Origin of the sequence: Flavobacterium cellulosilyticum, assembly GCF_004349355.1 — a bacterium.
GTDB classification, from domain to species: Bacteria; Bacteroidota; Bacteroidia; order Flavobacteriales; family Flavobacteriaceae; genus Flavobacterium; species Flavobacterium cellulosilyticum.
In genome coordinates, this window is sequence record NZ_SMFK01000005.1 from 49,457 (window position 1) to 71,607 (window position 22,151).

General features: G+C 32.4%; 21 protein-coding genes. 12 read left to right on the forward strand and 9 right to left on the reverse strand.

The genetic code is table 11. The features are described 5' to 3' along the window. Positions 1–33 precede the first annotated feature (33 nt). Complete coding sequence (locus E0F76_RS09775; protein ID WP_132004917.1) at positions 34–1,281, reverse strand: voltage-gated chloride channel family protein; 1,248 nt, start codon at positions 1,279–1,281, stop codon at positions 34–36. Positions 1,282–1,625: 344 nt separating this feature from the next. Then, complete coding sequence (locus E0F76_RS09780; RefSeq protein ID WP_132004920.1) at positions 1,626–2,012, reverse strand: RidA family protein; 387 nt, start codon at positions 2,010–2,012, stop codon at positions 1,626–1,628. A gap of 525 nt (positions 2,013–2,537) precedes the next feature. Here E0F76_RS09780 and E0F76_RS09785 point away from each other — a divergent pair. The 4 genes from E0F76_RS09785 to E0F76_RS09800 all read left to right on the forward strand — a co-directional run bounded on the left by E0F76_RS09785 (position 2,538) and on the right by E0F76_RS09800 (position 7,335). After that, on the forward strand, positions 2,538–3,263 hold the full coding sequence (locus E0F76_RS09785) for a hypothetical protein (protein ID WP_132004923.1): 726 nt from the start codon (positions 2,538–2,540) through the stop codon (positions 3,261–3,263). A 59-nt stretch (positions 3,264–3,322) separates the two neighbouring features. After that, positions 3,323–4,852 carry a glutamine-hydrolyzing GMP synthase gene (gene guaA / locus E0F76_RS09790; RefSeq protein ID WP_132004926.1) on the forward strand — a complete coding sequence of 510 codons (1,530 nt, stop codon included), beginning with the start codon at positions 3,323–3,325 and terminating at the stop codon, positions 4,850–4,852. Between the two features lie 179 nt (positions 4,853–5,031). Beyond that, positions 5,032–6,972 (forward strand): LysM peptidoglycan-binding domain-containing protein, encoded by a 1,941-nt coding sequence (locus E0F76_RS09795; RefSeq protein ID WP_132004929.1) that lies wholly within the window; start codon positions 5,032–5,034, stop codon positions 6,970–6,972. A gap of 132 nt (positions 6,973–7,104) precedes the next feature. Further along, entirely contained in the window at positions 7,105–7,335 is a 231-nt protein-coding gene (locus E0F76_RS09800; RefSeq protein WP_132004932.1) for a DUF3820 family protein, read from the forward strand. Positions 7,336–7,462: 127 nt separating this feature from the next. On the opposite strand, the gene E0F76_RS09805 is transcribed toward E0F76_RS09800, so the two are convergent. From E0F76_RS09805 to E0F76_RS09815, 3 genes are all read right to left on the reverse strand, one after another. Continuing rightward, the gene (locus tag E0F76_RS09805) at positions 7,463–9,433 is read right to left on the reverse strand and encodes a DUF3857 domain-containing protein (protein ID WP_132004935.1); all 1,971 of its coding nucleotides are present in this window, start codon (positions 9,431–9,433) and stop codon (positions 7,463–7,465) included. Further along, positions 9,433–11,346 carry a DUF3857 domain-containing transglutaminase family protein gene (locus E0F76_RS09810; protein ID WP_132004937.1) on the reverse strand — a complete coding sequence of 638 codons (1,914 nt, stop codon included), beginning with the start codon at positions 11,344–11,346 and terminating at the stop codon, positions 9,433–9,435. The genes E0F76_RS09805 and E0F76_RS09810 overlap by 1 nt, the downstream gene beginning before the upstream one ends. A gap of 63 nt (positions 11,347–11,409) precedes the next feature. After that, on the reverse strand, positions 11,410–11,853 hold the full coding sequence (locus E0F76_RS09815) for a DUF4268 domain-containing protein (RefSeq protein WP_132004939.1): 444 nt from the start codon (positions 11,851–11,853) through the stop codon (positions 11,410–11,412). 223 nt (positions 11,854–12,076) lie between these two features. Here E0F76_RS09815 and E0F76_RS09820 point away from each other — a divergent pair, with 223 nt between their 5' ends. Further along, a complete protein-coding gene (locus tag E0F76_RS09820) occupies positions 12,077–12,715 on the forward strand; it encodes an NUDIX hydrolase (protein ID WP_132004941.1) in 639 nt (212 codons plus the stop codon). A gap of 52 nt (positions 12,716–12,767) precedes the next feature. Further along, on the forward strand, positions 12,768–13,577 hold the full coding sequence (locus E0F76_RS09825; RefSeq protein WP_132004944.1) for a lysophospholipid acyltransferase family protein: 810 nt from the start codon (positions 12,768–12,770) through the stop codon (positions 13,575–13,577). Between the two features lie 20 nt (positions 13,578–13,597). Here E0F76_RS09825 and E0F76_RS09830 read toward each other — a convergent pair whose 3' ends face one another. Continuing rightward, positions 13,598–14,215, reverse strand: a complete 618-nt coding sequence (locus E0F76_RS09830) for a hypothetical protein (RefSeq protein ID WP_132004947.1) — start codon at positions 14,213–14,215, stop codon at positions 13,598–13,600. A gap of 72 nt (positions 14,216–14,287) precedes the next feature. Then, complete coding sequence (locus E0F76_RS09835; protein ID WP_132004950.1) at positions 14,288–14,782, reverse strand: RNA polymerase sigma factor; 495 nt, start codon at positions 14,780–14,782, stop codon at positions 14,288–14,290. A 289-nt stretch (positions 14,783–15,071) separates the two neighbouring features. Here E0F76_RS09835 and E0F76_RS09840 point away from each other — a divergent pair, with 289 nt between their 5' ends. Beyond that, positions 15,072–16,376 carry an NAD(P)/FAD-dependent oxidoreductase gene (locus tag E0F76_RS09840; RefSeq protein WP_132004953.1) on the forward strand — a complete coding sequence of 435 codons (1,305 nt, stop codon included), beginning with the start codon at positions 15,072–15,074 and terminating at the stop codon, positions 16,374–16,376. Positions 16,377–16,464: 88 nt separating this feature from the next. Here the strand turns inward: E0F76_RS09840 and E0F76_RS09845 are convergent, their stop codons facing one another. Further along, positions 16,465–17,535, reverse strand: a complete 1,071-nt coding sequence (locus E0F76_RS09845) for a DUF3810 domain-containing protein (RefSeq protein WP_132004956.1) — start codon at positions 17,533–17,535, stop codon at positions 16,465–16,467. A gap of 84 nt (positions 17,536–17,619) precedes the next feature. Here E0F76_RS09845 and E0F76_RS09850 point away from each other — a divergent pair, with 84 nt between their 5' ends. From E0F76_RS09850 to E0F76_RS09875, 5 genes are all read left to right on the forward strand, one after another. Then, positions 17,620–17,832 (forward strand): hypothetical protein, encoded by a 213-nt coding sequence (locus E0F76_RS09850; protein ID WP_132004959.1) that lies wholly within the window; start codon positions 17,620–17,622, stop codon positions 17,830–17,832. After that, a complete protein-coding gene (locus tag E0F76_RS09855) occupies positions 17,829–18,122 on the forward strand; it encodes a hypothetical protein (RefSeq protein WP_132004962.1) in 294 nt (97 codons plus the stop codon). The genes E0F76_RS09850 and E0F76_RS09855 overlap by 4 nt, the downstream gene beginning before the upstream one ends. A gap of 15 nt (positions 18,123–18,137) precedes the next feature. Continuing rightward, positions 18,138–19,598: an aminoacyl-histidine dipeptidase gene (locus E0F76_RS09860; protein ID WP_132004965.1), complete on the forward strand. Its 1,461-nt coding sequence runs from the start codon at positions 18,138–18,140 to the stop codon at positions 19,596–19,598. Positions 19,599–19,954: 356 nt separating this feature from the next. Then, a complete protein-coding gene (locus E0F76_RS09870) occupies positions 19,955–20,281 on the forward strand; it encodes a type II toxin-antitoxin system HigB family toxin (RefSeq protein ID WP_132004971.1) in 327 nt (108 codons plus the stop codon). Between the two features lie 4 nt (positions 20,282–20,285). After that, positions 20,286–20,642: a helix-turn-helix domain-containing protein gene (locus tag E0F76_RS09875; protein ID WP_132004974.1), complete on the forward strand. Its 357-nt coding sequence runs from the start codon at positions 20,286–20,288 to the stop codon at positions 20,640–20,642. A 45-nt stretch (positions 20,643–20,687) separates the two neighbouring features. On the opposite strand, the gene E0F76_RS09880 is transcribed toward E0F76_RS09875, so the two are convergent. Continuing rightward, positions 20,688–21,887 (reverse strand): MFS transporter, encoded by a 1,200-nt coding sequence (locus E0F76_RS09880; RefSeq protein WP_132004977.1) that lies wholly within the window; start codon positions 21,885–21,887, stop codon positions 20,688–20,690. Positions 21,888–22,151: the final 264 nt, after the last annotated feature.

The following is a 22,151-nucleotide window of genomic DNA, read 5'->3' on the forward strand; positions in this document are numbered from 1 at the left end:
AAACATTTATAGATTTAACAAACTTTTACAATACTAAAAATCTTTTAAATCTTTTGTTTTAAAACGCTGATATAACTTGTATTTAGCTCCTTTTACTATTTGTGAATGATAGATTCCTACAGAACCTGAAGAATAATAGGCAACTATACACGCAATTGCAATAAACAGACCACTTTCTATGCCAAAAAGTTCCAGTCCCATAACGGTACATGCAATAGGAGTGTGTGTAGCACCTGAAAATACGGCTACAAATCCCATTCCTGCTAAGAGCGCAATTGGCAAAGGCACAATAATTGACAAAGCACTTCCTAAGGTTGCACCAATGAAGAAAAGTGGTGTTACTTCGCCACCTTTAAATCCAGCTCCTAAAGTGAATCCAGTGAAAAGTATTTTTAAAAGAAAATCATAAGAGTTATTTGCATTCGAAAAAGCATCAACAATTACGGGAACTCCTAAACCTATATATTTTGTGGTTCCAATAAAGTAAAATGCCGTAGCCAAAATTATTCCTCCAACAAATGGTCGTAATGGAGCATAAGGAATTGTTTTTGAAAATAATTTCCCCCAAAAATGAGTTGATCTTGAAAACAACATTGCTGCAAAACCAAAGAGGATACTAACTATTACAATCCAACCCAGCATTATTGCTGTAATATCAGGGACAGTTGGAATGTGATAATGGGTATGTTTTACGTGCCAAATTTCTACAGTGTAGTACGAAAAATAGGCTACTAAAAAGGATAAAACAATGCTTTTATAGGTGATTTTGCTAAAATATAACACTTCTAAAGCAAACAAAGCACCTGCTAGAGGTGTGCCAAAGACAGAAGCAAATCCTGCACTAATTCCTAAAATAATTAAAATTTTTCGATCGGAATCATCAAGATTAAATATCCCTTTGAATTGATCGGCAATTGCTCCCCCCATTTGCACAGCAGTTCCTTCACGGCCAGCAGAACCTCCAAAAAGATGGGTAATTAAGGTTCCTATTAGTACTAAAGGAGCCATTTTTAACGGAATGGTTTGTTGTGGATTTTCATATTCTTCCAGCAATAAGTTGTTGCCTTTTACCACATCCTTTCCGTAATAATGATACGAGAGACCAACTATTAACCCGCCAATAGGCAATAACCAAATAATCCAATTATGAGCTTCTCTATAGTGTGTAACCCATTCTAAAGCAACTAAAAAAAAGGCTGATGCCGTACCCGAAAAAAAGCCTATCAAAGCACAAATTAAAATCCATTTGCTTGCGAGAAGGGTGTTTTTTTTTAGGTTCATTGAGGAGGTTATAATTTTTTAAGCCACGAATTACACGATTTAATTTAATTTTTTTGTTCTTCAGAATGTTCTTTGAATATTAATTTTTATTAAACCATTAAGAAAATTAAGATTGTTGAAGAAACCATTTAAACCTTAATTTTCTTAATGGTTTGAGTTTAAAATAATAATAAATTGTTATTCCTTTTGAATAAAAATCCCAGTGTAAACATTTTTCAAGTGAATAATTCGTATTTAGTAGGGACTTTAGATAACGAAAATAGAAAATAAATTTGTTGCTTGTTTTTTTGTCAAATCATTGCCCACGGTTTCAACCGTGGGAAAATGATGGATATATTGAATAATTATTCTTTCGCAACAGCTGTGAATTCAATTTCTACTAAATATTCTGGAGCAACTAATTTACTAATTTCATAAAAACCAGTAGCTGGTTTTATATCTTTAAAGAACGTAGCATGAGCTTTGGCTACTTCTTCAAATGAAGTAATATCAGTAGTGAATATTCGAGTACGAATTACATCTTTCATCCCTACATTCAAATCCTCCAATACTTTTTCTATTCTTTCAAGAATATTTAAAGTTTGTGCATAAGCGTCATCAGCTTTTACAATTGTACCATCAACAATAGCTACAGTTCCAGAAACTTCTATGATATTTCCGATGCGAACTGCACGACAATACCCCATTTTGTCCTCCCAAGGAGAACCTGTCAATATGTTTTCTCTTTTCATTTTAATTGTTTTTTTTGATTGTTGTGTTGATTTTTAATGAGTTGAATTCAAAATCAGAAATACTATTTAAAGCCGCAATTTATAAAATTTTAGATAAGAAAACGCCCCTTTTTTTTTATTGGATAGGAATAAAATTGAAACAGTAGGTTTTTAAAATCAGAGTTCGATTAATATTAAAATATACTGCTGTTTTACGGAGGGTTATATCTAATTACTAATCCTGCAAGGTCTTTTTTGACCTTGTGGGTATTATTTTTAAAGCATCTTGACACCTACAAGGTCAAAAAAGACCTTGTAGTATTGGAAAATTAATGAAAATTAATATTTTATTAATCGAACTCAGGTTTAAAATAATATACAAATATCCAATGAGGCATTTATGGCACAACTATTGAAGTTCAATTAACAATTGATTAGGAAATTGGAAGGTATTTAGTCCTAAAATTATATTATTTTTGTGACCTAAGACGCTTGATTTCCGTTATTTTTGAACTTTTAAAGTATTGATTTGTCAATATATTATTTATGAAACAAATTCTTTTTTTATTCCTTATTATATGTATTGCACCAAAAAGCTTTGGGCAAGTTGAATCCAATATTAAATTCAAAGCAATACCGCCTTTGAACGTAATTGTAAAACCAAAAAAAGAATTGCCTCCTCCAGCAGATTTACCAGAAGTAGAAGCACCAAAAATTGTCACACCCAATATCTTAAAAGAAACCAATATTTTCAATACAAAACCAAAAGAAGATAATTCATTTGAGATGGGTACTGTCAAAAATAATTTTTCAATGATTAAAAAAAATAATTTTGAACATACTATTGGTGAGGTGTATCAGTCTAAAATGACAAAAGAATTAAGTAAAAGATTAGTTAGCGAAGGCTTAAAAGAAGATGATCGGCTGCTAGTAAAAATTGATGTTAATTTTGGAGAGATTAGAACCAAGTCAAAATATTTTGTAATAAAATACAGAGACTTTATTGTAGTTGATAGTGATATGATTAAGGCAACATTAAATAATAGACAAGTTGGAGGAATTATGGAATTATTTGGAGACAACAGACAATTTGTAATTAATCTTGCAGATGGTATCAATACTTTTGAATTAGAGGCTTATAGCAAAGGAGAATCAGGTGGAAATACCTGCGAATTTCATATTTTTGACGACCAAGGAAAAGAAGTGCGTTCGGACTATTGGGACAATTGGGATAAGGGCGTCAAAGGTACTTTTGTTATTGTTAAAGAATAAATTTAAATTTTTATAAAATTCGATTTTACAATCCCAATTATTAAAAGTATTTTTGCCAAATGCAACACAACGTACTTATTTTAGATTTCGGATCGCAATACACTCAGCTTATTGCACGTAGAGTTCGCGAATTGAATATATTCTGCGAAATTTTCCCATACAATCATTTTCCAGATGATTTATCAAGTTATAAAGCGGTAATCCTTGGTGGAAGCCCATTCTCTGTAAGAGGAGAAGACGCGCCACATCCAGATTTATCCCAAATTCGAGGTAAATTGCCCATGCTGGCCGTTTGTTACGGTGCGCAATATTTAGCCCATTTTAGTGGAGGTGAAGTTGCTGCTTCGAATACCAGAGAGTACGGTAGAGCGAATTTATCCTATATAAAAGAAGACGAAGTTTTCTTTGAAGGCGTTTCTGAAAACAGTCAGGTTTGGATGAGTCATAGTGATAGTATCAAGACTTTACCTACAAATGGTGTAAAGCTTGCCAGTACTCACGATGTAGAATTTGCGGCTTACAAAATCGAGGGAGAAACAACCTATGCCATACAATATCATCCAGAGGTTTTTCACTCAACAGATGGTTCCAAAATGCTAGAGAATTTCTTAGTAAAAATAGCCGAAGTACCTCAAAATTTTACGCCTAATGCCTTCGTTGAGGAAATTGTGGCAGAAATGAAAGAAAAAATAGGCGACGATAAAGTAGTTTTAGGTCTTTCAGGAGGAGTAGATTCTACTGTGGCAGCCGTTTTATTGCATAAAGCTATTGGTAAAAACCTATATTGTATTTTTGTAAATAACGGTTTATTACGCAAGAATGAATTTCAATCGGTTTTAGATCAATACGAAGGAATGGGATTGAACGTGAAAGGAGTAGATGCTTCACAACGTTTTTACGACGCCTTAGCCGGAGTTGTAGATCCTGAATTAAAAAGAAAAGCGATTGGTAACGCTTTTATCGAAGTTTTTGATGTAGAATCACATCTTATCGAAGATGTAACCTGGTTGGCACAAGGAACAATATATCCTGATGTTATTGAGTCAGTTTCAGTAAAAGGACCATCGGCAACTATAAAATCACACCATAATGTGGGTGGTTTACCGGATTATATGAAATTGAAAATTGTGGAACCTTTGCGTATGCTTTTCAAAGATGAAGTTCGTAGAGTAGGAGCCTCTTTAGGAATAGATCCAGAATTATTAGGAAGACACCCATTTCCTGGTCCTGGTTTATCCATTAGAATTTTAGGAGATATTACACTTGAAAAAGTTCAAATATTACAAGATGTGGATAAAGTATTTATCGATGGATTAAAATCTTGGGGATTGTACGACAAAGTTTGGCAAGCAGGAGCGATTTTGCTTCCTGTAAATAGTGTTGGAGTGATGGGCGATGAGCGTACTTATGAAAAAGTAGTGGCGCTTCGAGCTGTAGAATCTACAGACGGAATGACCGCCGATTGGGTACATTTACCTTATGAATTCTTAATGAAAGTGTCCAACGATATAATAAATAAAGTAAAAGGCGTTAATAGAGTAGTGTATGACATTAGTTCAAAACCGCCTGCAACTATTGAGTGGGAATAAAAAATAATAGCAATATCAATGACAAAAATCAATTTCAATAAATAGTTTAGAAATTGATTTTTGTTGTTTTTAATGGGATTGAAATTGCAAATTGTTCTTATCATTCCATTTTATAACCATTACCATTGAAATTGTTATTGCCATTGAAATTGATTTTTTGAAATTAAAATATTAGAATCATGTTAAAAAGAGTTATTTGTATTATTGTATTAGTTCTAACTTGTTCTGTGTATGGACAAAATTATGAAAAACATAAAGTGGAAAAAGGGGAAACCATTACCCAAATTGCGCAAAAATACAATGTCACTCCCTATGATATTTATAAAATCAACCCAGATGCACAAAGAGGAATACAACCCAATAGTATTTTGCTTATTCCTAAAAAAACAACGACTGTAAAAACAGCGTCGTCAGCACAAACGCAAACCCATAAAGTATTGACCAAAGAAACTTTGTTTGCCATTGAAAAAAAATATGGTATTACAGATGAAGCTTTGAAAAAGGCCAACCCATTTCTTGAAAAGGATGGATTGCAAATAGGTCAAGTACTGATAATTCCATCGAAAACAAATCCAAAAGCAAGCTCGCCTATTCAAGAAAAAGTTGTTTATCATGAAGTATTGCCTAAAGAAACGAAATATTCCATAGCGAAACAATATGGAATTACAGTGGAGCAATTAGAAAAACGCAACCCGGAAATCATCCCTAATTTGACCATTGGTTACAAATTATTAATTAAAGGAACAGTTCAAAAACCGGATGTAATTGCGACAATTGAACCCAAAAAGGAAGTTGTAGCAAAAATTCCACAAAAAAATATAGAAGCAGTCAAATATGCAAACTATGAAGTGAAGCCGAAGGAGACTTTATTCAGTTTGTCAAAAATGTTTGGTTTAAGTCAGGAGGAATTAATTAAATTGAATCCAACATTAGCTAATGGCTTAGAAATAGGGATGGTTTTAAAAGTTCCAACTATTCCAATTACTGCAACTACTTCATCAATTTCACTTGAAACTAAAAAAGCAATCACCGCTTTGACTAATAAAACTATAGGAACTACAAGAAAAAAAATAGTTTTATTGTTGCCTTTTAACTTACCGTTAATCGAAAGTGACACCTTAAATGCCATGTCCACTCGCTTGAAACAAGATAAGTTTTTGAATATGACATTGGATTTTTATGCAGGTGCAATGATTGCAATAGATTCTGCCAAAACTCTAGGTCTACCTATTGATTTTAAGATATTTGATTCTCAAGAATCAAAAACATCCTCTATTATTTATAGTATTATCCAAAAGAATAATCTTGAAACGGCGGATGCTATTATCGGACCATTTTATCAAAGCAATTTAGAAACTACAGCTCAATTATTAAACAGTAATAACGTACCAGTTATTTCGCCACTTTCTAAAGATATAGGGAATTCATATCCTAATTTGTACCAAACTATTCCAACAACAGATAATTTGAAAAGTGCGATTTTTGATTTTATGAAATCTAAAGGAGGCAATATGATTGCTGTTATCGATAAAAAAAGAGAATCCTCAAGACAATATCTTGAGCAAAACCAAAAAGAGGTACAAATCGTGCCACTTTCAGACTCTGGTTATTTATCGGCTGCAAATTTGCAAAGTTTGTTTGTGAAAAATAAAACAAATTATGTGATTCTCGAAACGGGAAATACAGTGATGATTAAGGCGACAATTAAAACGATGATGGATGCAATGCCAGAATACGATATGCAATTAGTAACAATTGAAAACAATGAAACACTAGATACAGATGAAATTAAGTTTGAAAACTTAGTGAAATTAAAATTAATGTATCCTTCGATTAATAAAGATAACGAATCTGCTGAAGCTTTAGTTTTCAAAAATGAATATAAAAAGAAAAATAAAATAGTGCCAAATACTTATGCCACACGAGGTTTTGATGTGACTTTCGATACTATGATGCGCATCTTGCAAAATCAACCTTTTCAAGATTGTGCCAATACAATCTCGACAGAACAAGTGGACAATAAATTTGTTTATTCTAAAAAAGAAGAGGGCGGTTATACCAATAAAGGAATTTATATATTGTATTACGACAGTGATTTGACTGTTAAAGTGGCTAATTAATTTTTTTTGGTTAACTGTTTAATTGTTTAGTTGGTTAATCGATTTATCGATTAAATTTTTCTTAACCAGTTCACCTTTTTCTTAACCAGTTCACGTTTTCCTAACCGATTAATCAATTAACCCTTTTTACCCTTGACTCCAGACCAAAATAAACTCATAAAATTAGCGCATACCAAAATGCCTTTTGGCAAATATGAAGGCAAGCATCTTATTGATTTGCCGGAATATTACGTGGTTTGGTACAGTAACAAAGGTTTTCCAAAAGGAGAGCTAGGAGAGCAACTACAATTGGTTTACGAATTGAAACTAAACGGACTCGAAGAATTGATACGTAATATCAGAAAACGGTATCCAAAACCCTAAAAAGCTCAAGGAACATCAGCTTCTTTTGATAATTATAATTCAAAAAGAGACCGCAAATTCACAATTTATGGATGTAATACATCTTTTTAATTTGCGAATTTGCGGTCTTTTTTTTAAACGTATAGATTTATTTAGTTACAATAATCACGATTTTATTAAAATCAGCTGCGGCATTAATCACTGCTTTGTACTCGTCAAACTTATTTAGAGGATAGTTGATGATATTGTAAAACTCCTTGTTTTCGACCATAATTTCATCTCCTTTTTTAGTGTATTTACTAATAAAAGCAGCTTCCGTTTTGCCATTAATCTGGGTTTTATAATCCATCACAAATTTGTCAAGATTTTTTATTGTGGCTCCTTTTGGTAAAAGAATTTTAATATTTCTAGTATAGTAATGAGGATAGTCAATTTCTACAGGTAAGGTTCTTTTGTTTTCTTGGTAAAATTCCATTTGTTTACCAATAGTTTCACCAATTGAAAATAAGTAATTTTCACCCGCTTTTTTAGTAAGGTCTTTTCCATCATAAGTTACATTCAAGATAAACGGTTTTTTGCCAATAAAATCTGTTCCATCATTTTCAGTAGTCAAGGATTTGAAATCTGCTTCTACAGTATAGTTTTCAGCTACATTTTTCAAAAACGTTTTGTATTGTTCTGCAGAAACAAAATCTTTGAAAGGTTGAAAATTTAAACCGGAATAGCCGCCAAAAGTTAGATTACTTGTAATTAATGGGTTTTCGAAATCTTTAGTAAAATCAACGGTAATATTCATGATGTCATGTGAAATATCATTACCCGGTATTTCGATAAAATTGACTTCTCCAATTCCCATTTTGACTCCTGTAAATGTTTTTTCTTTAACAAAAAGACCGTAATTATTAGCAATAGTTACAGGGAATAAAGGAATTCTATATTCAATTTCTGTTGGCGTTAAATATTTATTTATCGAGGGAAAATAAAATAAAAGTTCGTTTAGGTTTTCATAACTTTCAAAATCTTTATCAAATGGAATTTTATATCTATTGGAAGTAAAAACCATGTTGTTTTCTATTTTAAACTCCTTAAAAACCGCCAAATAGATTTTTAATATATCGGATTGATTGGCTTGTTTAGAATCGATTATATCCGTTATTGAAGCTTTTGTGTCAATATATTTATTGTAGGTTATCGTCTTTTTAATTTTATTTTCAATATTCCAAATTTGTGCTTGCAAATCCTCTGATTTTGGAATAGTTGCACAGAAATCATCAATTGATTTTTGTTGTTTTTTATCGAAAACAGGATTTAATTTTTCGTAAATATTAGATGCAAATTCCTTGAAACCATTTAAATTTCTTCCGCCACTTAATTGGTTTTCATCCAGTTTATAACGGAATTGTTTTAATTGTACAGCCCAATTGGAGTAGTTTTCATTATTATCTAAAGCGGGAATGTCTTTTTCTGTTATAGATAATACTTTTGTGTTTTCTATATTCTTTTCATCAATAACGGGTTCGCTTAATCCATTATAGGATTTGGTTTTAAAAATGAGATAATTGGGGTAAATTAATTCAAAATTCAGATTTGCAATTGGATATTCATCTTGCATTTTAATAGTTTGACCCGTAAACTCGGGGCTTTCTTCTAGAACATACATTTTTTCGATAACAGCACCCTTTTCAAGCCCGTTTACTGCAAAATAGTTGTATTTCATTCCTCTTTCTTGGTCAACATCTTCTTTGATGTCTTTTTGATCGAGATTAATTACCGTTCCGTTTTTCAAAATAACACGAGCTTTATTTACTAAAACACTTTCGTTAAGATTAAAAGGAATGTAGATTTTGTTGTTGCGTTCAATGGCATCGTCTGAATTAATGAAAATCTTTTCGTGTAACAAATGGTATTGTTTTGCCGTTTTGCCTTTGACAACTATTTCAATTTTTGAAATTCTACTTAGAATGACTTCTTTCTCATTTTTGTATTTTTCAGGGACTTCAACTTTCGTTTCCTTTTCGTTCCAATCATAGTTTTTAAAGGAATAATCTTGACTGAATAGCAATGAAGTACTTAAAATAGTAACAAGGGTAATAATGGATTTTATATAATTGATTTTCATTATTTTTCGGATAATATTATGGTTTCTGAATAATTATTTTTTAACTCTTTTATGGTCTCGTTCCACAATTCGAAATCACTTTTATCAAGTAATAATTTTTTTTGTTTGAGTTGTAAATTTAAACGAATTGTATTGTTTATTACTTCATAAACTATTGTTGCTTTGATGTAAGCATTATCTACAGAAAAGTTTTGTGGTAGATGATTTAGGCTGAAATTCTGCGGGATTTCTAATTCATATTGACTGTTGATGTAATTCAAATGTTCAAATTCAAACTTTGCTACACGGTCTTTTTCAATCGTTGCTTTTTCTAAAGGTTTGTCTAAAAATAAACTAATATAAGTATCTTTGTCCACTTTTAAGATATAATTTCCTAAATCAAAATTATAGCTTATTTGATAGGGCTTATCCTTATCATTTATGTTTTCTTCAGTATAGTCTTTTAAATTAAACTTGTTGTTGCCTTTAAGGACAAGACTTTTTATCATTTCGAATCTCGTTTTGTTTGTGGCATCTCCGATGCGCATCAATAGACGGCTTCTATTGTATCCGTTAAATTCAATTTTCCCTGAACCTACTAATTTTTCTTTTTCAATTTTAATTTTAACCTCTTCTTTGATTTCGTTTCTTTCTGCTGGTACTACAGGAACGGTAACGATTTTGTAGGTGTCACCCTCATTTATCAAAGCTTCTTTTCCTTGTATAAATGATGTTGGAATTCCATAAAGTGTTTCCTTATCAGTTGCATCCAGAAAGATGTATTTGTCTTCTTTTTTGTACACTGCAATCATGTGGTTGTCAACGGCAGGAGTTGGCATTTCAGTATACGAATAAGGAATCTCACGGGTTCCAATCCAGGATATATAAACGTCTTTTACATTGGCATATTTTGCCATAGCTGTAATAATGCTCGCCATGTCTTTGCAATCACCAAATTTCCGCTCACATATTAAACTGGCTTCTCTTGGGATAAATCCTTCGTAACCATTTTCGAATGCAATGTATTTGATATTGTCTTTCACCCAATAAAATATACTTTTTATTTTCTCTTCATCGGTAGTTTTACCTTCAGTAACTTTAAGGGTGATTTCTTTTAAAATGGGGTCTTCGGTTATGTTTAAATCTTTTACAAAGCCTTTGTAATAAGTGTACAATTTGTCAACATCACCTAATACTTCTGTCTTCTTATTATTTATGGTATAATCTTTAATGAAGATATTGATGTGAGGAACAATATGCAAAAATCCAGGCGAATTGCCTTCAAACTTAATTGGTTTTACATTTTTTACTGTCCAATTATAAATCCATTTTCCTTTTTTTTCTGATTTTGTAAATACAATAGAATTCGTGTTATCATTAAAAATTTTATAACCTATGTTGATGTTTTTATCGGTTCTGATTTCTAATGAGGAATTTAAAATTGGCAAATTACTTCCAAAAATAAATTTATGAAGTAAATAAGGATCTTTTATTTCAGTTAGATAATTATAAACTTTTTTTGCTCCAGCTTCAAGATTTGGAAAAATAAGTTGACGTTCTTTTACATCATCATAAAACACGGATCTTTGGCCAGATTGTACTTCATTTGTTTGGGTAACTTTAATTTTTTTTTCTTTTCCGTTGTCATTTATAAGGGAATAGGCATCATAACCTTGAAGTTGAACCAAGTCAGAATAGCTAAAGGATTCTTTGTTGTTTTGAATGCCGTTATCATTAAGAATTAAAGATTCATAATGATTGTCCTGTAGTACTTTAATCTTGTTTTTCTCAATTGTAAAATCATATACTTGACTGTCGTTGAGAACTAATTCATTATAATCAGGATATTGTTTTTTGTATTCGTTTAAAGAATTTTGGGCACTCAGACTAAGGGTAGCGATACCAATAAAAAGAGCGATGCTTAATTTTTTCATTCGATTAAAAGTTTTCTCAAATATAGCAGTTTTGTAGGAAGGCTAAAATACTTTAAGTAATATTTAAGTATTTAAGTCTAAATCGCGAATGTAATCGCCATATTCTAAATAGAACATTTCTACAGCGTGCATTTTTTCGTTATAAAAGTCAAAAATTTCATCCCAATATTTCCTGTTACTCACACTTACATTCAGTTTTTCGACCCAAACACGACTTATGTTTTTACCTGATTCCAATGTGTGGTTTTTTTCGAATACCAAATCTTTTATGAAATCCTCCTCTAACACACTTTTTAAAGATTCTAGTTTTTCAAAATAGACGATTCGCTTTTCGTCATTCCGATGTTCAATGTCGATAATTACTTGTGCTTTTTTATTATCAACAAAAAATTTAAAAGAAAAATCCTTGATTTTAGTATCGTACAACACCCATTTTCGGGGATATTTATCTGCAAAACTAACCCAGAATTCGCGTTTTAATTTTTGAGCCTCTTCTTTGCTGTACATATTTTGATTTGATGTTTGTAGTTTGTTTAATTTACGATTGCCATTGCTTTTATTTTTTACATTGCCATTGCCATTGCTATCGTCATTGCTTTTATTTTTACATTGCCATTGCCATTGTCATTGTCATTGCTTTTATTTTTCACATTACTATTGCCATTGAAATTTTCATTTCAAATGCATATATTTACAAAACGGGTTTGCATTACAAAAATAGACTTTGATTATGGATTTCCAAGACTTTTTAAATTATGTTCCAAAATTGCTAGATGTTACTCTTCCAGCAGCTGAAGCGCATTATAAAATGGCACCAATAGAACGCATTGAAAGCTTGAAAAATTTAAAAATTGAAAGGAAAAACCCAAAGTCAGCAGCTATTATGATGTTGCTTTATCCGAAAATGAATAAAACACATTTAGTGCTTATTGTTCGAAATTCGTATGAAGGTATTCATTCCGCTCAAATTGCATTTCCTGGAGGTAAATATGAAACGCAAGATGTAACTTTTGAGAATACAGCATTGCGTGAAACTCAAGAAGAAATAGGAATTTCTCCTTCTAAAATGAAAATCATTCGGGCTTTTACCCAATTGTATATCGAACCCAGTAATTTCATCGTTTATCCGTACTTAGGAATCTGCAATGAAGAACTATTGTTTATTCCAGATTCTACTGAAGTTGCCGAAATAATTGAATTGCCGCTCTCTGTTTTTTTGGATGATAAAATTATAGTAAATGTAAATATAGCAACTTCATACGCTAGAAATATATCGGTTCCCGCTTTTAATATTAATGAACATATCGTTTGGGGAGCAACGGCCATGATGTTAAGTGAGTTGAAAGATGTCTTGAAAAAAGTACTTTAATTTATTATTTTCGTAAGTTTGCCTTTCAGTTTTAACAAAAATATAAATTTTAATGGGATTATTTAAGAGAAATCCATTTGGGCATATTCTATTTGTAAAAAAATGGTTGATCCGGATTTTTGCCGTTTTAACACATAAACGATACCGAGGGTTTAATGAATTGCAAATTGAAGGTTCTGAAATCATCACTTCATTGCCTGATACCAATGTGCTGTTTATTTCTAATCATCAAACCTATTTTGCTGATGTAGTGGCGATGTTTCACGTATTCAATGCTAGTTTGAGTGGTCGTCAAGATACGATCAAGAACGTGGGATATATTTGGCAACCCAAGATGAATATTTATTATGTAGCTGCAAAAGAAACCATGAAAGCGGGATTGTTACCTCGGATTATGGCGTATGCAGGAGCCATTACAGTAGAACGTACTTGGCGCTCTTGTGGAAAAGATGTAACCGAAAAAAAAGACATAAATCCTAATGATACCGAGAACATAAAAATAGCACTAAATGATGGTTGGGTAATTACATTTCCTCAGGGAACTACAAAATCATTCAAACCCGTTCGGAAAGGAACTGCACATATTATCAAGCAACACAAACCTATTGTAGTTCCAATCGTGATCGATGGCTTTCGACGTTCGTTCGACAAAAAAGGATTGCGGATAAAAAAGAAAGGAATTCTGCAATCGTTCATCATTAAACCACCAATAGAAATTGATTATGAAAATGATAGCGTCGAGAAAATTTGTGAACAAATAGAATTTGCCATCGAACAACATCCATCATTTTTAAAAGTAATTCCTGCTGATGAAATTAAGGCCGATGAAGAACTCAATAAATTAAGAAAGTGGGAATATTAAATAAGTCAAAAAAGGAATTGCTAAAGATCTATCTTCTTTAATTCTTCATTATTTTGTTTTAACTTTTTAAGGAAACCGCCGTATAATATTTTATAAAACAACCAGATTCCACCCATTATCAATAATGCCATTACAATAATCGTAATGTAATTTACCTCGATAACTCCTATTGTATTTTCGGGTCTATTATTCCCTCCGTTAAAACCTCGATTAAAACCTTCTATTCCACCTATTGCTCCCGAAATTCCACCAATAAAAATATTCCAAAAAATATAATAAGTAACTATTTTTCTGGTTTTTAGGATGTGTTCAATTAGTTTTTTAGATGAATGTAAAACCGAAATGTTTTTGTAATTACGATAAAACAAATAGATAAAAACGAGTATAACCAAATAATTAAACTTCTCCAAAAAATTAATAAAGGGATGTAAATCCAAAAATTTTGAATACCCATTATCGCCAATTAGGAAACTAATTCCATTCAAAATAACGAATTCTATGATACTTACAATCAAAATCCACTTCACAACCGATGAAGATTTGGCATGTAGCATCTTGTAGATTTCATTTTCTGAAACTTGCTCAAAAGAATTCTCATTCTTTTTCCAATCTTTTTTTAATAAATCCAGCTCTTTCATTTGCAGATTTTAATTGTCTTTTGTCGGTCTTATGTAATTTGCAATTTTTATATATTGCTCATTTCATATTCCTTAAGGATTTAATATTTTTTTTAATTTTCCTTTGATTCGATTCATTTTTACCCTAGCATTCACTTCACTAATTCCAAGAGTTTCCGATATCTCAGCATAATCCTTGTCTTCTAAATACATGAAAATCAATGCTTTTTCGATGTCATTTAGTTGATAAACCGCCTTATACATCAGTTTTAATCGTTCTTCCTCTTCATAATTATAATCTTCCTGACTGATAAAAAACTGATGATTTTCATAATCCACCGTCTTAACGGAACGCGTGCTTTTTCGATACAAAGTAATAGCAGTATTCAACGCGACTCGATACGCCCATGTCGAAAACTTACTGTCACCACGAAACTTGGGAAAAGCTTTCCACAACTGAATCGTAATTTCCTGAAACAAATCCTTGTGCGCGTCTTCACCATTCGTATACAACCTACAAATCTTGTGGATTATATTCTGATTGGTCTTCAATTGCTGCACAAAAGACTGTTCTAAATTCTCGCTCATAATGGAGTTAGTGGTCAAAAAATGATTTTCGTTACAAATTAAGTGATTTTTTTAGGAGCACACACCATCTTGTTCCTAATAAGCAGTTGTCCCGCTTTTCGCTACAATCTCTCGCTAAATTGCTCCGTTCCTCGCAATCTAGCGAGAGGATTTCCACTTCACTCGGGGCTATTTTATGACATTTTGTTATTCATAATAACGCTAACAATTTGTCATTTCGACGAAGCTGAAATGACAACTATGAATAAAATTCTTTAATCTTCGTATATTTGTGATATAACTACATTTTATGAATATCAAACAATCTTCTAATCCTAGAATAGTAATCATCGGCGGAGGTTTTGCTGGTATTGCTTTGGCCAAAAAACTCAAAAATAAAAAAGTTCAAGTAGTACTACTTGATAAACACAATTATCATACATTTCAACCTTTATTGTATCAAGTAGCTACTGGCGGACTCGAAGCGGGTTCCATTGCTTATCCCATTCGTAAAGTCATTCAGGAATATGAAGATATTTATTTCCGACTCACCTCCGTAAAAGAAATTGACACTGCAAACAAAAAAGTAATCACCGAAATTGGAGATTTGAGTTATGATTATCTCGTAATTGCTACAGGATCAAAAACCAATTATTTTGGCAACAAAGAAATTGAGCGCAACTCCATGGCAATGAAAACTATTCCGCAATCACTCAATATCCGTAGTCTAATTTTAGAAAACTTTGAACAAGCCGTTCTTATAGAAGATGAGGCTGATAGAAATCGATTGATCAATTTTGTATTAGTAGGAGGAGGGCCAACTGGTGTGGAACTGGCTGGCGCGCTTGCCGAAATGAAAAAAGATATTCTCCAAAAAGATTATCCCGATCTCGATATTGCCAAAATGGAAATCAACCTCATTCAATCTGGCGATAGAATTCTCAATACCATGAGTGAAAAATCATCCCAAGAAGCAGAACAATTTTTATTGAACCTAGGGGTGAAAGTCAGAAAAAATGTTCGGGTAACCAACTATAATGGCCGAACCATTACCACCAATACTGATTTAACGATAGATACTTCTACCTTAATTTGGACCGCTGGGGTACAAGGAGCCATGATCGATGGATTAGATGGTAAATCCTTAGTCAAAAAAGTAAAACGCATTCGTGTGAATCAATTCAGTCAAGTTGTAGGTTATGATGCTATTTTTGCCATTGGCGATATTGCCATGATGGAAATTGATGGGTTTCCTGAAGGACATCCCATGATGGCACAACCTGCAATCCAACAAGGAAGGTTATTAGGAGAAAACTTGCTGAAACTAGTAAATAAACAACCCATGAAGCCTTTTGAATATAAAGACAAAGGTTCAATGGCAACCATTGGTCGCAATAAGGCAGTGGTCGATATGCCACCTTACCATTTTAGTGGAATTTTTGCTTGGTTCGTTTGGATGTTTGTGCATTTGTTTTCACTAATTGGATTCAAAAACAAAGCGGTGGTTTTCCTGAATTGGGTGTACAACTACATTCGTTTTGACCGCGAAGGAAGATTGATTATTCGTCCTTTTAAAAAGAAAAGTTTTGTCACTTTTACGAGTGATGAGGTTTAAGAGGTCATAAAGTCTAAAGGCTTAAAGTTGAATGTAGTAATAGTAACAATTATTTGATATTATGACATTATGACTTTATGACTTTCGACTAAAGCTTATTAGCTTTGTAATAATTCACCATCAAATTCACGAATTTGTTGTAGCTGTCCATACCGTCTTTTTGTTGATTCATTTTTAGGAAGTTGTCATAAAAAAGATGGAAACCATCGTCAATAAAAGTGTCATATTGTTTCCAGAAATCTTCACTTTCTTTGTAGTTTTTCAAGATTCCGGGATGAACAGTTTTTAGTAATTCATCAAATACTTTCTCATCACGAACGTACCAATTCCGCAAACAATAGCGCAAGGCAAAACTATAACCCGAATATTGAAAGTATAAATTGTCGTTTTTTACCGAAGCTAGAAATCCAATAAAATTACATTCACTTTCGCTCGCAAATCCCATTTGGTGTGCCATTTCGTGGCAAGATGTCGTTGGAGAATTGAACATCGGCATCAAATAATTGACCTGTGCTTCGTTGGTAAACGGATTCAAATAACCCGCAAATCCCATATAAGTAAGTGGTACACTGAAAAGTGATTTCTTGACACTAGGATGGGTATAAGTGAAAAAAGGATATTGATTCGAAAGTCTTTTGTATCCATTCAAATTCATATCAAAAACTTGCTCATTCGAATAGGGTAAAACTACTTTAAGAGTATCGTTTTTAGTGATTTGAGTTTGAATTTCATTGGTTTTAGAAATTAGTTCTTTGGTAAAAGTGAGTAAATCAGCATCTGTGTAATCCCTTTCGATTTTCATTTTTTCAAAAAGCGGTTCGCGGTAATAATTCAATGCCCATAAAATGTGAAACAAAAAATACACAACCGAAAGAATACTTAAAACTTTCAAACTATTGTTTTTCCAATTTTGCTTAAATTCACGCCAAGATTTACGACTTTTCCAAAGAAATTGTAGAACATAAATAATCACGATTCCATAAAGTACATCACCAACAGAAAACGGAACTTTTCCTAAAATTATTCTCGAAAAATTCGAAAGGTTCACATACAATCCGTTGCTGTAAAATTGCTCTACAAACTCTGGAAAAAAGACAATAATTTTCAAAAACAGAATTTGAACGATAAGAAATAAAGGAAGAATGAATTTGCGTTGCACGTGTTTACTTTTGGCATAAAAATAACAATTAAAATAGTTGTAGGCTTTCTTTTTTTGTAAATTTGTTATTCAATAAAAGGAAGAATGACACAAATCACTTTAAATATTCCAGATAATGAATTGACTTTCTTTATGAAATTAATAGAAAAGTTTAATTACGAAACAGTTGTAGATGAAATTGCTGTAACTGAGGACATGAAAATTTTGTTGGATGAAAGAAGATCAACTTCAAAAACAGATGATTTCATTCCTTGGAACGATGCAAAAAAACAATTGCGTTTTAAATCTGAAAAATGATTTATAAAGTTGTAATTGAACCAAGAGCTATACTAGACATTCAAGATGCAATTAACTATTATGATTCTAAACAAGATGGATTGGGTGAACTTTTTTACCAAGTTGTTGACCAACATATTAAAACTTTAACTAAAAGTCCATTTTTTCAGGTTAGATATAAAGATTATCATGGTTTTCCTATTCGTAAATTTCCTTTTATTATTCTTTATTTCATTGATGAAAAACTTAAAACTATTTTTATAATGTCAGTTTTTAATACTTCTTTGAATCCGTCAAAATATCCTAAATAATATAAAAAAAATAAAATGAGCCAAGAAATAAGAAATCTAGAGCCAAAAGCGCTTTGGAATAAATTTGCCGATTTAAATGCCGTTCCACGTCCATCCAAAAAAGAAGATCGAGTAATCGAATTCATGAAAAACTTCGGAAATTCATTGGGATTGGAAACTTTTGAAGACGAAATCCGAAACGTAATTATCCGAAAACCTGCCACAGCTGGAATGGAAAATCGTAAAACCGTTGTCCTTCAAGGACATTTGGATATGGTACACCAAAAAAACTCGGATACCGTTTTCGATTTTGATACCCAAGGAATTGATATGTATGTCGATGGCGACTGGGTTCGTGCTCGTGGCACTACACTTGGCGCCGATAATGGACTTGGAGTGGCAATGATCATGGCGATTTTAGAATCCACAGCAATCCAACACCCAGCAATAGAAGCCTTGTTTACCATTGACGAAGAAACTGGAATGACAGGCGCAATGAATCTGAAAGGAGGAATCCTAAAAGGAGAAATCCTTTTGAATATGGACACCGAAGAAGATGATGAAATCGACATTGGTTGCGCCGGAGGAATCGATGTTACCGCTACTAGAGAATATCACGAAGAGGAAACACCTGAACATTCGGTAGGGTATACGATAACGGTTAAAGGCTTAAATGGTGGTCATTCAGGAATGGATATTCACAAAGGTTTGGGTAATGCCAATAAAATTATGAATCGTTTGTTATTTGATGCTTTCGAAAACTTTGGACTACAAGTTGCTGAAATCAATGGTGGAAGTTTGCGCAATGCTATTCCTCGTGAAAGTGTTGCTAAAGTGATTGTTGCCGGAATGTATGATGAAGCCTATATTTTCGATATGCAAGAAATCATCAATGACATTAAAACCGAATTCAAAACGACTGAACCTAACTTGATAATCGAAATCGTGAAATGCGATTTGCCGAAAAGTGTTATGGATTTAGGAGTTCAAGAAGGAATTATCCGTTCGATTTACGCAGCTCATAATGGTGTTTACCGGATGTCGGCTGAAATGAAAGATTTAGTCGAAACTTCCAATAATATTGCAAGAGTTATCATCAAAGACGGAGAAATTAAAATTGGTTGTTTGACCCGTTCTTCGGTGGAAACGTCCAAATTTGATTTGGCGAATGCCTTACGTTCTTCTTTTGAATTGAGTGGTTGTTATGTGGAATTATCAGGTTCTTATCCAGGTTGGACACCTAATGTTAATTCGGAAATTTTAACTGTTTTAGAAAGTGTTTACGAAAAACAAAACGGCACGAAAGCCAATGTGGTAGCATGTCACGCAGGACTAGAATGTGGGATTCTGGGAACTAATTATCCTGAAATGGATATGATTTCTTTTGGACCAACGATCCAAGGTGCTCACTCACCAGACGAAAGAGCTTCGATAAAATCGTCTCAAAAATTCTGGAAATTTGTTCTGGAAATTTTGGAGAACATACCTTTAAAGTAGTGTTCAGTGTTCAGTAAAAAAATAGTGTTCAGTACCAAACTGAACACTAAATACTGAACACTAATTTTTAGTCTCTTTTAGGAGCATTTTTCTTTTCTCTTTTTTCAGCTGCCTTTTCTTTAGGAGTTTTAAGAGGTTCTTTTTTTACGGTTTTTTTTGCGTCTTGACTTTTAGCCATAATAAGTATATTTAAAGGTTAATTTTTTAGTTTTTGATGGAGTAAATGTAAAGAATATTTTGATGAAATAATATGAATTTTTCTATTCTTGTCTTTTCATAACACAAGAACTTACCAAATACTATAATTAAACAATACAAAAGTTTGCAAATTGAAAACTTTTATTTATATTTGGTCAATGAAAATCCTAGTTAAGAAAACGATTTTATTTTACATCAAAAAATATCCAATGGCAGAAACGCCATTATTAATTTGGTATAATGAGTTTTCTAAAATAGATTTTAGCAATTTTAACGAACTCAAAAAAGTATATGGAAATGCAAGTGTTGTAAATCATAATAGAGTTGTTTTCAATATAAAAGGCAATGAATTTCGATTAGTGGTTTCAATAAATTTTGTACAAACGGCTTGCTATGTAATATGGTTCGGAACACACAAAGAATATGACAAAATTAATGTTGCATCTGTAATTTTTGACACCAAAATCTTAACCGATAAAAAATAGAATTATGAAATGGAAAGTATTAAAAACAGAAGAAGATTACAACAAAGCTTCCATGCGATTGATGGAAATATTCCATGCAGAACCAAACACTCCAGAGGGTGATGAATTAGATTTATTAACTGTTTTGGTTCAAGATTATGATGTGAAAAATTATAAATTACCCGATCTTGATGCAATAGAAGTTATTAAATATAAAATGCAAGAAATGGGATTGAAAGCCAAAGATCTTGAACCTATAATAGGAAGTAAAGGACATGTTTCAGCCATTCTTTCTGGAAAACGAGAGTTAACCTTAAAAATGGCACAAAAACTGAAAGATTATTTTAGTATTCCAGCTGAAGTTTTTTTGCACAGCGCATAAAAAGCTCAAATTTGCAGTAGTTTTATGGTTTTTTAAATTATTCCACTATTCTGAGTTTTTCTTTTTTTCTAAATTTACAACTCTTGGGTTCACCCAAAACACAAAATAAATCAGAATGAAAATTGTGGCAATTCCTGTTACGATAAAGGTTTCGCTTGCGCCAAATTGATACCAAATCAATCCCGCCAATGAACTTGCTAGCATTGCGCAAATACTTTGAAAACCAGCATAGGTTCCTATTGCGGTTGCTGTGTCTTTTTTGTCGATGCTATTGCTAATCAAAGCTTTGGCAATACCTTCGGTGGCAGCAGCATAAATTCCGTAAAGGGAAAATAGTCCAATTAGTGTATTTCTATTTGTACTGAAACCCATTCCCAAATACACGAACGCAAATAAACAAAGTCCAATTACAAACGTTTTTTTCAATCCAATTTTGTCAGCCATTATTCCAATAGGTAAAGCAAAGAGGGCATAAATCAAATTGTAAAATATGTACAATCCAATGACGTAAGTGTCGCTTAATCCTGATTGTTTTGCTTTCAATAATAGAAATACATCTGAACTATTGAATAAGGCAAAGGCCAATAATCCAATAACTACTTTGCGATACAATACAGGACTGTTTTTCCAATAGTGAAAAGAGGCAAAAAAAGAGGTTGAGGTATTCTTTTTTGATATTGAATTCCTATTGTCTTTGAGTAAAAAGGAAACTAAGATGGCTAAAACACCTGGGAAAAATGCAATGTAAAATAAGGTTTTGTAGTCTTCTGGATAAAAATAGAGGTAGAGCAAGGCTAGTAATGGTCCCAAAACAGCTCCTAAAGTATCCATCGAGCGATGAAAACCAAAAACTTTTCCTTTGGTTTCGGGCCTAGCTTCATCTGAAAGAATCGCGTCTCTGGCTCCAGTTCGGATTCCTTTTCCAATACGGTCGATGGTTCTTGCCAAGAAGATCCAAAGAGGAAATATGAAAATCGCCATCATTGGTTTTGAAATAGCACTTAAACAATAGCCTATTTGCACAAAAGGAACTCGTTTGCCTGAATTATCAGAAAGTTTGCCAAAATACCCTTTGCTGAGTCCAGCGACTGCTTCGGCAACACCTTCAAGAATTCCGATTAGCACAATCGAAAAACCAATAGTTTTTAAATAAATTGGCATAATGGGATACAACATTTCACTTGCCATATCTGTAAACAAACTTACAAATGATAAAATCCAAACAGTGCGTGTGATGTTTTTCAAGTTGATTTTTTTTTAGCCACGAATTATACGAATTAGCACAAATTTCTGATTTAATCTCTTTAGATTTAATTCCTCGAAGATCTCTTTCGATTTTTTTTGCCACAGATTCACAGATTAAAAATGATTTTTTAAAATCTGTGAATCTGTGGCTGTTATTTCGCTAACACCTCTGGGGCTCTGACCCAAGGTAGTTTGTTGAAAAATTAGTGAAAATTCGTGTAATTCGTGGCAAAGTTTTTATACAGTGTTTGTGTCCTTAAAATT